The 11,979-nt window shown below is 55.8% G+C and carries 9 protein-coding genes; 5 read left to right on the forward strand and 4 right to left on the reverse strand.

The features are described 5' to 3' along the window. The 4 genes from QF010_RS06290 to QF010_RS06305 all read left to right on the forward strand — a co-directional run bounded on the left by QF010_RS06290 (position 1) and on the right by QF010_RS06305 (position 4,334). Positions 1 to 894, forward strand: a complete 894-nt coding sequence (locus tag QF010_RS06290) for a glycine betaine ABC transporter substrate-binding protein (protein ID WP_429511102.1) — start codon at positions 1 to 3, stop codon at positions 892 to 894. Between the two features lie 12 nt (positions 895 to 906). Then, complete coding sequence (locus tag QF010_RS06295) at positions 907 to 1,560, forward strand: ABC transporter permease (protein ID WP_008148960.1); 654 nt, start codon at positions 907 to 909, stop codon at positions 1,558 to 1,560. Beyond that, positions 1,557 to 2,714, forward strand: a complete 1,158-nt coding sequence (locus QF010_RS06300; protein ID WP_033058082.1) for an osmoprotectant ABC transporter ATP-binding protein OsmV — start codon at positions 1,557 to 1,559, stop codon at positions 2,712 to 2,714. Before QF010_RS06295 ends, QF010_RS06300 begins: the two co-directional genes overlap by 4 nt. Positions 2,715 to 3,170: 456 nt before the next feature. After that, positions 3,171 to 4,334: a type III PLP-dependent enzyme gene (locus QF010_RS06305; protein WP_033058084.1), complete on the forward strand. Its 1,164-nt coding sequence runs from the start codon at positions 3,171 to 3,173 to the stop codon at positions 4,332 to 4,334. A 49-nt stretch (positions 4,335 to 4,383) separates the two neighbouring features. On the opposite strand, the gene QF010_RS06310 is transcribed toward QF010_RS06305, so the two are convergent. The 4 genes from QF010_RS06310 to QF010_RS06325 all read right to left on the reverse strand — a co-directional run bounded on the left by QF010_RS06310 (position 4,384) and on the right by QF010_RS06325 (position 9,299). Next, positions 4,384 to 5,280, reverse strand: coding sequence for a hypothetical protein (locus QF010_RS06310; protein WP_429511103.1), 897 nt, complete (start codon positions 5,278 to 5,280; stop codon positions 4,384 to 4,386). Positions 5,281 to 5,409: 129 nt separating this feature from the next. Continuing rightward, positions 5,410 to 7,674: an alpha-xenorhabdolysin family binary toxin subunit A gene (locus QF010_RS06315; RefSeq protein ID WP_429532613.1), complete on the reverse strand. Its 2,265-nt coding sequence runs from the start codon at positions 7,672 to 7,674 to the stop codon at positions 5,410 to 5,412. A gap of 195 nt (positions 7,675 to 7,869) precedes the next feature. After that, on the reverse strand, positions 7,870 to 8,622 hold the full coding sequence (locus QF010_RS06320) for a tetratricopeptide repeat protein (protein ID WP_429532614.1): 753 nt from the start codon (positions 8,620 to 8,622) through the stop codon (positions 7,870 to 7,872). Beyond that, the gene (locus QF010_RS06325; protein ID WP_033058090.1) at positions 8,619 to 9,299 is read right to left on the reverse strand and encodes a Fe2+-dependent dioxygenase; all 681 of its coding nucleotides are present in this window, start codon (positions 9,297 to 9,299) and stop codon (positions 8,619 to 8,621) included. The genes QF010_RS06320 and QF010_RS06325 overlap by 4 nt, the downstream gene beginning before the upstream one ends. Before the next feature lie 207 nt (positions 9,300 to 9,506). Here QF010_RS06325 and QF010_RS06330 point away from each other — a divergent pair, with 207 nt between their 5' ends. Further along, positions 9,507 to 11,849, forward strand: a complete 2,343-nt coding sequence (locus tag QF010_RS06330) for a TonB-dependent receptor (protein WP_429532615.1) — start codon at positions 9,507 to 9,509, stop codon at positions 11,847 to 11,849. Positions 11,850 to 11,979: the final 130 nt, after the last annotated feature.

Below are 11,979 nucleotides of genomic sequence, written 5' to 3' on the forward strand. Positions count from 1 at the left end.
ATGAAAAAAGTATGCTTGTTTTTAGGCTGCGCTCTGCTGTTCGCAGGATTTGCCCAAGCCGCTGAAAAACCGGTGATCCGCATCGGCGCCCGGGTGTTCACCGAACAAACCCTGCTGGCGGAAATCACCTCCCAATACCTGCGCACCAAGGGTTACGACACTCAAGTGACCGGCGGCCTGGGCAGCAACCTGGCCCGCAGCGCCCACGAAAGTGGCCAGCTGGATTTGATGTGGGAATACACCGGCGTGTCGCTGGTGGCTTACAACCACATCACTGACAAGCTCGACAGCGCTCAGTCCTACGCCAAGGTGAAAGAACTCGACGCGCAAAAAGGCCTGATCTGGCTGACGCCGTCGAAGTTCAGCAACACCTACGCCCTGGCGCTGCCGGAAAAAACCGCAAAGGCTTATCCGCAGATCAACACCATCAGCGAGCTGAACACGGTGATGCAGGCCGAGGCGAAGACCAATCACATCGTCGCCCTCGACACCGAGTTCGCCAACCGTTCCGACGGTCTGGACGGCATGGTCGATCTTTACGGCATGAACCTGACCCGCAAAAACATCCGCCAGATGGATGCCGGGCTGGTTTACACCGCCTTGCGCAATGGCCAAGTGTTTGCCGGTCTGGTTTACACAACGGACGGTCGCTTGAACGCCTTCAAGCTGAAACTGCTGGAAGACGACAAGCGTTACTTCCCGGACTACACCGCCGCGCCCGTGGTGCGTCAGGTTTACCTCGACGCCCATCCAAAACTGGCGGAAGAAATGAAGCCGCTGGCTGAACTGTTCGACGACGCCACCATGCGCCAGCTCAATGCGCGGGTCGACGTCGATCACGAAAGCCCTTCATCCGTTGCCGCCGATTTCCTGCGCCAGCACCCCATCAAATAAGGAGGAAAAGACATGGAATTTCTGAACGCCTTTTCCCATCTCGACTGGCCGCTGGTGCTGCAACTGACCGGACAGCACATCACCCTCGTCGGTATCGCCGTGACCCTGGCGATTCTGGTCGGCGTGCCGCTGGGCATCCTGATGACACGCTTCCCGACGCTTGCCGGTCCGCTGCAAGCCAGCGCCACGGTGCTGCTGACAGTGCCATCGATTGCGCTGTTCGGTCTGCTGCTGCCGTTCTACTCCAAATTCGGCCAGGGCCTGGGCCCGATGCCGGCGATTACCGCAGTGTTTCTGTATTCGCTGCTGCCGATCATGCGTAACACCTACCTCGCCCTGACCGGCGTAGACCCCGGCATTCGCGAAGCCGCCCGCGGCATCGGCATGACCTTTGGCCAGCGCCTGCGCATGGTCGAGCTGCCGATTGCGGTGCCGGTAATCCTCGCTGGTGTGCGCACTGCCGTGGTCATGAACATTGGTGTCATGACCATCGCCGCGACCATCGGCGCCGGCGGCCTCGGTGTACTCATTCTCGCTTCAATCAGCCGCAGCGACATGTCGATGCTGATCGTCGGCGCCGTGCTGGTCAGTCTCCTGGCCATCTTCGCCGACCTGCTTCTGCAATGGCTGCAACGCACGCTGACTCCAAAAGGATTACTCAAATGATCGAACTTCAAAACCTCAGCAAGACCTTCCAAAGCAACGGCAAAGATGTGAAAGCCGTGGACTCGGTAAGCCTGACCGTCAATGAAGGCGAGATCTGTGTGTTCCTCGGGCCATCGGGCTGCGGCAAAAGCACCACGCTGAAGATGATCAATCGCCTGATCAAGCCGACCTCCGGCAAGATCCTGATCAACGGCGAAGACACCACCGACCTCGACGCCGTGACCCTGCGCCGCAACATCGGTTATGTGATCCAGCAGATCGGTCTGTTCCCGAACATGACCATCGAGGAGAACATCACCATCGTTCCGCGCCTGCTGGGCTGGGACAAACAGAAATGCCACGACCGCGCCCGCGAGTTGATGAGCATGATCAAGCTTGAGCCCAAGCAGTATCTGACTCGCTACCCGCGTGAATTGTCCGGTGGCCAGCAGCAACGAATCGGCGTGATTCGTGCGTTGGCGGCGGATGCGCCACTGTTGCTGATGGACGAACCGTTTGGCGCGGTCGACCCGATCAACCGCGAGATGATCCAGAACGAGTTCTTCGAAATGCAGCGCGCGCTGAACAAGACCGTGATCATGGTCAGCCACGACATCGATGAAGCGATCAAGCTGGGCGACAAGATCGCGATTTTCCGTGCGGGCAAGCTGTTGCAGATCGACCACCCGGATACGCTGCTGGCGCACCCGGCGGATGACTTTGTCAGCAACTTCGTCGGCCAGGACAGCACCCTCAAGCGTCTGTTGCTGGTGAAAGCCGAAGATGCAGCGGACAACGCGCCGTCGGTGAGCCCGGAAACACCAGTGGCCGAGGCCCTGGAGTTGATGGACGAACTGGACCGTCGTTATGTGGTGGTCACGGATGGTGAGAACAAGGCGCTCGGTTATGTACGACGTCGCGACCTGCACCGTCAGACCGGGACTTGCGCGCAGTACCTGCGTGAGTTCAATGCCACGGCGGCGTTTGACGAGCATTTGCGCATCCTGCTGTCGCGCATGTACGAATTCAACCGCTCGTGGTTGCCGGTGATGGATGCGGAGCGGGTGTTCCTGGGTGAAGTGACTCAGGAATCGATTGCCGAGTATCTGAGCTCCGGCAAGTCCCGTGGGGGCAAGACCAGCATTGTTTCGCCTGCCGAGACTGCTGTCGCCTGATCTGACCCTGTGGCGAGGGAGCTTGCTCCCGCTCGGTTGCGTAGCAGCCGCAAAATCCGGGGCCGCTACGCAGCCCAGCGGGAGCAAGCTCCCTCGCCACAAAGGCTATGTAAATCCCTTCAGAATTCCCCATCCGGGGAACATCACACTGTCATGCAGGTCGGTTACATCAGTAGTTGTCCGGGACCGCACGACGGATGCGTGTAAAAACGCGACATTTTTTGTTGATCTCAAGCCCCTCACGCCCTAAAGTTCGCGCCGAACGTCCATGCTGGAAACGATCCATCCGGCTCAAGTACTGACGACGAGACAGCAAGGCCAAGGGAAAGCACCGCTTCCCATGGCCTTTTTGCTTTCGGCGACATGCCTTGGGAAGTAGGCGAACCAAAGTGGGGATACGGAGGACGTTCATTTGCACCCATTGTTAATTTCAGTTTGCCAGTAGGAGTTCCCAGCATGTCGATCAACGTCGAAGACTATTTCGCGCGCGATACCTTCAACAAAATGAAGGCCTTCGCCGACAAACAAGAAACCCCGTTCGTGGTGATCGACACCGCGATGATCAGCCAGGCCTATGACGACCTGCGCGCCGGTTTCGAATTCGCCAAGGTCTACTACGCGGTCAAGGCCAACCCGGCCGTCGAAATCATCGACCTGCTCAAAGAGAAAGGTTCGAACTTCGACATCGCTTCGATCTACGAGCTCGATAAAGTGATGAACCAGGGCGTCGGCCCGGATCGCATCAGCTACGGCAACACCATCAAGAAATCCAAAGACATTCGCTACTTCTACGAGAAGGGCGTGCGTCTGTATGCCACCGACTCCGAAGCCGACCTGCGCAACATCGCCAAGGCTGCACCGGGTTCGAAAGTCTACGTGCGCATCCTCACCGAAGGCTCGACCACCGCTGACTGGCCTCTGTCGCGCAAATTCGGCTGCCAGACCGACATGGCCATGGACCTGCTGATCCTTGCTCGCGACCTGGGCCTGGTGCCGTACGGCATCTCGTTCCACGTCGGCTCGCAACAGCGCGACATCAGCGTCTGGGACGCGGCGATCGCCAAGGTCAAAGTGATCTTCGAACGCCTGAAAGAAGAAGACGGCATTCACCTGAAGCTGATCAACATGGGCGGCGGCTTCCCGGCCAACTACATCACCCGCACCAACAGCCTGGAAACCTACGCTGAAGAAATCATCCGTTTCCTCAAGGAAGACTTCGGTGACGAACTGCCGGAAATCATCCTGGAACCGGGCCGTTCGCTAATCGCCAACGCTGGCATCCTGGTCAGTGAAGTGGTGCTGGTCGCCCGTAAATCCCGTACCGCGGTAGAGCGATGGGTGTACACGGATGTGGGCAAGTTCTCCGGCCTGATCGAAACCATGGACGAAGCCATCAAGTTCCCGATCTGGACCGAGAAGAAAGGCGAGATGGAAGAAGTGGTCATCGCCGGCCCGACCTGCGACAGCGCCGACATCATGTACGAAAACTACAAGTACGGTTTGCCGCTGAACCTGGCGATTGGTGATCGTTTGTACTGGTTGTCGACCGGTGCGTACACCACCAGTTACAGCGCCGTTGAGTTCAATGGCTTCCCGCCGCTGAAGTCGTTTTACGTGTAAAAACCGCTGGTAAAAGAAAAGGCCCATGACATGTCATGGGCCTTTTTTATTATCTGGACCACTGCTGAATCTGATGCCTCATCGTCACGAACTCCTTCAACACGTATTCAACCTGCGCCAAAGAAGAGATCAATTGCGATAGTTTCATCGTCGGTTTGACTGCCAGCAGCTCTTTTTCTGCCGTGCTTGAAAAGCCGCACATTGCATACAAAAAATCACTCAAATTGTTAATCGCTGAACTGGCGTCAGTGTAAACAGCGACAAGCTCGCGAAGGTGTTCTTTGGACTGGGCCAGACTTGCGCCCCTGAAACCACCGATTGCAGGTGGAGTTTTCATTCCTGACAAGCTGAATCCGCCTTCCACGTACCAGGCTTCAATCCGGGAATAATGGGAATGGCATTGGCAGGACTTCAGTGTCCATGACCGCACAAATCGCGAAAACACAGTGTGGATATCAAGATTGAGTTCAAGAGGCACAGCCTTGAGCTCCATAATCGCCGATGTAGCGCGATTCAATCGAAAATAAAGCTCATGGGTCAACCCTTTCACATCCGTGGGTGGAACCCAGATCCACCATGGCGAACGGGATAAGCTGAATCGCTTGAAGTCCAGCTCACGGAGGGTGATACCCCGGCCATTGCGCGGCGACTCTTTCGCGAGAACCCGACACTCTTGAATAAAATCAGAAAGGTAAATCAAGTTTTCATCACAGATTTTCCCAGCCTTCGCGATGTTACGTGCAAGTTGGTCCAGGTAACCCGTACTGAAAGAGGCCAGCACTGTCAAACGTTGCGTGTCCGGCAGGGTCGTCAGTACATGGCCCTGTCGCTGCAAGCTTTCCGAGAAACTCTTGTATTGATTGAACGTGACAGGAAGTGCCTGGAGAAACTTGAAATAATTTTTCAGAGAAACAAAGTGTTTCTCGGCCAGCAGAAATTCATACATAAAATAGAGCCTGGATAAACGGGCGATAGCGTGTCGAAGAATCAAAAACCTTTAATAGGTGCCAGACAGGGCGCAACTGTCTTTGATAAAAAACGCGTTGCCCCCTGCGTACCCGTCAAACGTCTATGGTTATGGCAACGACACCGGGGCGAGGAAGGTGACGAGCTTCTTCACCTCTTTTATCGCGAGCGATACGCGCTGACCGAGATCACTTGTTTTGTTTTTTTCTACAGCGCTCAGAAAATCCGCAAATACCACGACTGCATTCTTGTATTCCGAGACATAGACCTGACGTTGATCATCCAGCGAATGGACCACGCGAATAAACTCGATGCGCCCGAGGGTCTGGCTGATGTTTTTATCTTCCTGGGCAATCCTCTTGAAAAGGTCGTTCACTTTCTCTTGCAGCTTCCGACTCTCATTGATCATGTTCAGGAAAGAGATACCGTCATTGATATCGGCCATACTCTTTTTAAGCTGTTCGATCGCGAACATCACAATCTGAGCTTGCGGCGGCGCCATACCCAAGGCCTGAATCTTGTCGATGGTTAACGCAACATCGTTGCCGATTTTCTCTATAGCGGTTTTTTCAATTGCACTGATGGCGTCGGCAACCGCCTTGAGTTCACCCTGGGCGTTGACCAGGTATTCACCTAGCTCCGCCTTCACCTCACGAGCCCCCGCCAGATCTTTTTCCAGACCGGCTGCAAATCCTCGCGTAACGCCTTGGTCATACCCATCACTGATATTGGCCAGGCGAGTGCTGATTTTTCCTGCCTGCTTACCTGTTAATACCGGCAACTTTTTCAGCTCTGTCGCAATATCGACCTCGATCTCCAAGTACTCCTCGGAACCCGCAACCGCACCCGCCAGTTCTGCTTCAAGAGCGGCGAGTTTACGAATCCTGGACTCCAGATCCATCTTACTGTTGAGGCTGCACTCCCGTAGGTCGCGAGCACTGGCGTTAACATCACCTACCAGCCTTTTGAAGCGGTCAAAGACACCAGGGAGGTAGTTGAGCCGGATGAACAGCGCTTCAGCCGTGATGCCATCGTCGAGCATTGCCGACTGACTATTTTTCAGTGCCTGAAGATCAAGCACCGAGTATTGCTGCTGCTCAATGAACATGGTTCTCATCATCCTTGGTGCCGCCATTACCTGGCTTTGGCTGTATTCCTGATCTGCGTCCTTGAATACTTGAATCAAGGCATCTGCATCCTGGTGAATTTGTACCCAAGGACTAACCACTTCCCTGAATGTCGACATAAACCGCCGAAGGCTCAGTGCATCGTTAATCCCCGAAATCGCGGTCGCAGACTCCGTGACATAGCGATGCATTACGTTCCACACGTGCATCAGGTTTTGCGTCGCCAGATCCGCATCGATGGCGACAACCGTCAGATTTTGCAAATCGTGCTCAACGCGCTTCAACGAACCCAAGGTCTGGTTCATGTTTTTAAGGATTTCGATGTCCTTGTCTTGCTGCTCATTCAGTTTTTTGCGTTCGGCCCGGACATTTTCTGCCTCGACGCCGTAATAGATTGCCATACCAAGACCAAAGATATTCAGGCCCGCCGCAGAGCCCAGCGCCTTCTCGACCAGCGCTTTATATTGCGTGTTCTTTTCCTGGATCTCTGCAGCACGCCGAGTGATAACGTGGTCCTGCGCCTTGATGTCGGCAGGGTAAGAGTTGGTCTGGATCAGGCCAACTCGAAGTTTTATCCCTGGAAGTACCTTCTCTCGCAGGTCATAACCAAATTTATCCAGATCGGTTTTTATGGCACTGACATTCGCCAGATTGGACGCAACCCGGGCAAAGATCTTACTCAGGTAGTGCTGAATATCCGGAAGGGTGTCAGGTTCCAGTTCAATACCTGGAAACTTGCCACCCATATTGATTTGCAGCGTCTTTAGTTCAGCCAGGGTCTTAATATTATGTTTATCGAGCAATGGCGCAGCCTTGAGATCATCGTAGACCTCCTGCATATCGTCGCCATAGGTCTGCATGCTAGCGCCAAACAGTTTCAACTCGGTACCGGTGAGCATGATGCGTTCGCGCAGTGGCGACCAGCGCTTGGCATGATCACGGGTGTCGGTGAACGTCTTCAGAAAATCAGCCGCCTTGAGGCCCGCGCCACCGTCCTGCCCGGCACCAAAGCGCAAATAGTCGATTACATCCTGCAAGGTATAGGGCAGGGCCAGACCCGCAGCCTCGTACTTCCTCAGATCGATGATTTGTTTCTTGGTCAGCAACAGACCGGTATCGCGAGTAACACCATCGCTGTCAGCGGTGGAGGCATCGGTCAGAAGTTTTGGCACTTCCGTTGCAAACTCGGTAACTTTTTCATAACTGGCACCCTGCAAAGAGGCTGCCCACAACTTATTATCGCTCATAATTATTCCATTAATTATACGACTGTTTATCCAAGGCAAATTACCTGAACAGTATTGCGCAACTTAAAACAAATTAAAGTCACGACACCCGAAAGACTAAAACAACTTCGAAAGTACTGTCAAAGACTAACAATCAACTTATATAAGAGAATAATACAGAGCAACTTATTACCACCAACCAACTTACTCACGAGCTCAGCCAAACATCTCCCGCTCGTGTTTTAAATAATCCTCGCCTAACAACTGCAGCAGAGGTTGCGGCGCATTCAGCAATCGCCGGGCACTGATCTGAAGAAAACGCTGATTGCCGTTGAGCATGGCTTGGCGTAGCCAGACGAGCCCGTCTTCGATCCGGCCCTGCTCGACCAGCACGGCGCCAAGGCTGAATTGGCCACGAAAGTCGCCACCTTCGGCCGAGCGCTTGTACCACTCGACGGCCGCGGCAGGATCGCGCGGACAAAAACGCCCTTCTTCCAGATAACGCCCGAGCAGGTTCATCGACTTTGCATGCCCGAGTTCGGCTGCCCGGCGATAGCAGCCCAATGCTTGCGCCTGGTCTTCAGCCACCCCGCGCCCGGTGGCCAGCAGATTGGCGTAGTTATACATCGCCCAATCCAGTCCCTTCTCAGCCGCCAGTCGATAATGCCCCGCAGCCACTGAAGCATCGGCGGAGCAACCCCAACCATGTTCATGACAACGACCGAGCATGTTGCGCGCCATCAAGTGCCCGCCCTGGGCAGCGATCTCGAACCAACGCACAGCCAACGGCTGATCCTGCTCGATACCCTGCCCGTCCAGCAGAATCTGCCCGAGCAAGGCCTGAGCGTCGAGAACACCTTCGCGGGCGGCGATCAGAATCGCCTGTGCCGCGCGCGCCGGGCTTTCGTCGAGCATGGCCTTAAGCGAATCACCGTCGAGGATTTCCTCGCGGCGTAGTTGAAAACTCATACCTCGACCCAGCGACGCAACAGGTTGTGGTAAGTGCCGGTGAGGCGAATCAGCGAAGGGTGATCGGGCATGTCCTGGGTCAACTGCTGGATCGCCCCGTCCATCTCGAACAGCAAGGCGCGCTGGCTGTCTTCCCGGACCAGGCTTTGGGTCCAGAAGAACGAGGCGTAGCGAGTGCCGCGCGTCACGGCGTTGACCTTGTGCAGGCTGGTGCCGGGGTACAGCACCATGTCGCCGGCCGGCAACTTCACCCGTTGGGTGCCGAAGGTGTCCTGGATTTCCAGTTCGCCGCCTTCGTAGTCGTCCGGCTCGCTGAAAAACAGAGTGGCCGACAAATCGGTGCGCACCCGCTCGATGCTGCCCTTGGGCTGGCGCACGGCGTTGTCGATGTGAAAGTCGAAACTGCCGCCGGCCGTGTAACAGTTCAGCAACGGAGGGAAGACCTTGTGCGGCAGCGCCGCCGACATGAACAGCGGATTTTTCCACAGCCGTTCCAGCATCGCCGCGCCGACTTCCTTGGCCAGCGGATGACCTTCCGGCAGCTGCAGATTGTGCTTGGCTTTGGCCGACTGGTAGCCGGCGGTGATCTTGCCGTCCGCCCAATCTGCCTGCTCCAGAGCCTCGCGGATGCGCTGCACTTCTTCTTTCGCGAACAGGCCGGGAATGTGCAGCAGCATGGGGATGACACCTGAAGACAAAGAGGCGGCAATGGTATTGATTCTTATTGCCTGTGTAAAACCCCTAGGACGAACGAGACGCCAAAAACCGTAAGGGTAAATTGTAAAGAATGTAAATTTAATGCGAATAGTAAAGTTTCGCAATTGATACAAATACCTGTTTACCCTATATTCCGCGACCTCAAATCCTTGGGGAGGGGAATTCAAATGTCACGTCAACAACCACAAGTACCGGTCAGTTCACCACGTTTGCTCGCATCGGCCATCGGCATGGCGATTACTGCCGGTTCTGCGGGCCACATGGTTTTCGCAGCGGAAAAAGCTGACGAAAAAGCACCGAGTAATGTGATTTCTCTGGGCGCAACCGCCATCACTGGCGAGGCTCAGGACGAGACTTCCTACAAAGTCGAAAAAGCCTCCTCGCCCAAGTACACCGCGCCGCTGGTGGATACCCCACGTTCAATCACCGTCATCCCGCAACAAGTACTCAAGGACACCGGCGCCCTCAACATGCAGGACGCGCTGCGCACTGTTCCAGGCATCACCTTCGGTGCCGGTGAAGGCGGCAACCCTCAAGGCGACCGCCCATTCATTCGCGGCTTCGATGCCCAGGGCGATACGTATCTGGACGGTGTGCGCGATACCGGTTCGCAGAGCCGCGAGATCTTCGCCGTTGAGTCGATCGAAGTCAGCAAAGGTCCGAACTCGGCAATCGGCGGCCGTGGTGCTGCCGGCGGCAGTATCAACCTGGTGAGTAAAAAAGCTCACCTGGGCAATTCGCTCGATGGCGGTTTCACCTGGGGTTCCGACCAGACCCAGCGGTACACCATGGATGGCAACTATCAGTTCACCGACACCGCTGCTGGCCGTCTGAACCTGATGAGCCACGAAAGCAACGTCGCTGGCCGTGACAGCGTCGACTATGACCGTTGGGGCGTCGCACCTTCGCTGGCTTTCGGCCTGGGCACCGACACTCGGGTCAACCTCGACTACTACCACCTGGAAAACAACGACACGCCAGATTCCGGGATTCCGTACAGCATCCCGGTCGCAGGTTCGACGGCTCGCACCAAGTCCAACCCGGACAAGCCTGACGATGGCGGCGACAGCAGCAACTTCTATGGCTTGAACGGCCGCGACTTCCGCAAGGGCCGCACCGACACCGCAACCATCGCCATCGAGCACGATCTAAACGACGCGCTGACCATCAAGAACACCCTGCGCCACGGCACCAGCATGCAGGACTACATCCTGACCCAGCCGGACGACAGCAAGGGCAACGTCAACAATGGCAGCGTCTGGCGTCGGGCCAACACCCGGGTCAGCAACACCGAAACCACCACTAACCAGACCGATCTGTTTGGCGACGTCTACATCGCCGGATTCAAAAACAGCTTCTCTACCGGTATCGAGTTGAGCCGCGAGGAAAGCGAAAAGTCCTCGTATAACGTCAACACCGACACCACCCCGGGAACGACCGCTCCTCCAGCAAGCACCAACTGCACACCGGCGATGATTGGCGCACCGAGCGGTTACAACTGTACCTCGCTGTCCAACCCGAACCCGAACGACCCATGGAACGGTGCAATCTCGCGCAACTACGCTGGCACCGACACCAAAGCCAACACCTATGCGCTGTATGTGTTCGACACGCTGGAATTGTCCGAACAATGGCTGGTGAACATGGGCCTGCGCTACGACCATTTCGACACTCAATACCGCACCTTTGACAGCGCAGGGGCGACAGTCCTCAACAAAGGCGTACCTGCAAAAGGCAAAGACACCAGCGAGTTCGTCACCGGCCAATTCGGTGTGGTCTACAAGCCGGCCGAAAACGGCAGCATTTATGCGTCCTACGCGACTTCTGCCACTCCACCAGGCTCCACCCTCGGCGAAGGCATGGACGGCAACCCGCTAGGTGGCACGGTTGATCGCAACAAAGATGTGCTCAAAAGCGACATGGAGCCGGAAACCACCAAGAACTACGAAATCGGTACCAAGTGGGACCTGCTGAACGATCGCCTGTCGTTGACCGCCGACATCTTCCGCACCGAGAAAGAAAACGCTCGCGTTCAAGTCGACACCACATCGTATGAAAACGCCGGTAAAACCCGCGTTCAAGGTATCGAACTGTCGGCCAGCGGCAAGATCACCGACAAATGGCAAGTGTTCGCCGGTTACGCCTACATGGACAGCGAGCAGGTCGATGCCGGCCCGCTGAACCGCGCCAACGAAGGCAACGAGCTGCCTAACACACCGAAAAACAGTGCCAGCGTGTGGACGACTTATCAGGTCACGCCGAAGCTGACCATCGGTGGTGGTGCGTTTTATGTCGATGATGTGTTCGGCAGCGTAGCCAACACCACCATGGTTGATTCCTATGTTCGTTACGACGCAATGGCCGCGTACAAGCTGAGCAAAAACGTCGACCTGCAACTGAACGTGCAGAACCTGACCGATGAAACCTACTACGACAAAGCTTTCTCGACCCACTTCGCCAACCAGGCGGCGGGCCGTACCGCCCTGCTGAGCACCAACTTCCACTTCTGATAGAAGCGTGAAGACCAAAGCCCCGTTCATCCAGATGAACGGGGCTTTTGTGCGTAAGAAAGAATGTTTCTCGACAACCCACGGCATAATGCGCGCCGTGATCATTATTTCCGAACGAACAAGGCGAGTG

It is taken from the genome of Pseudomonas silensiensis (assembly GCF_050434865.1).
Classification (GTDB): domain Bacteria; phylum Pseudomonadota; class Gammaproteobacteria; order Pseudomonadales; family Pseudomonadaceae; genus Aquipseudomonas; species Aquipseudomonas fluorescens_W.

What these genes read in the sequence shown, in the direction of transcription:
- QF010_RS06290 (WP_429511102.1), top strand. Translation starts at nt 1, where the DNA reads ATGAAAAAAGTATGCTTGTTTTTAGGCTGCGCTCTGCTGTTCGCAGGA.
- QF010_RS06310 (WP_429511103.1), bottom strand. Translation starts at nt 5,280, where the DNA reads ATGTATGAATTTCTGCTGGCCGAGAAACACTTTGTTTCTCTGAAAAAT.
- QF010_RS06315 (WP_429532613.1), bottom strand. Translation starts at nt 7,674, where the DNA reads ATGAGCGATAATAAGTTGTGGGCAGCCTCTTTGCAGGGTGCCAGTTAT.
- QF010_RS06325 (WP_033058090.1), bottom strand. Translation starts at nt 9,299, where the DNA reads ATGCTGCTGCACATTCCCGGCCTGTTCGCGAAAGAAGAAGTGCAGCGC.
- QF010_RS06295 (WP_008148960.1), top strand. Translation starts at nt 907, where the DNA reads ATGGAATTTCTGAACGCCTTTTCCCATCTCGACTGGCCGCTGGTGCTG.
- QF010_RS06305 (WP_033058084.1), top strand. Translation starts at nt 3,171, where the DNA reads ATGTCGATCAACGTCGAAGACTATTTCGCGCGCGATACCTTCAACAAA.
- QF010_RS06320 (WP_429532614.1), bottom strand. Translation starts at nt 8,622, where the DNA reads ATGAGTTTTCAACTACGCCGCGAGGAAATCCTCGACGGTGATTCGCTT.
- QF010_RS06330 (WP_429532615.1), top strand. Translation starts at nt 9,507, where the DNA reads ATGTCACGTCAACAACCACAAGTACCGGTCAGTTCACCACGTTTGCTC.
- QF010_RS06300 (WP_033058082.1), top strand. Translation starts at nt 1,557, where the DNA reads ATGATCGAACTTCAAAACCTCAGCAAGACCTTCCAAAGCAACGGCAAA.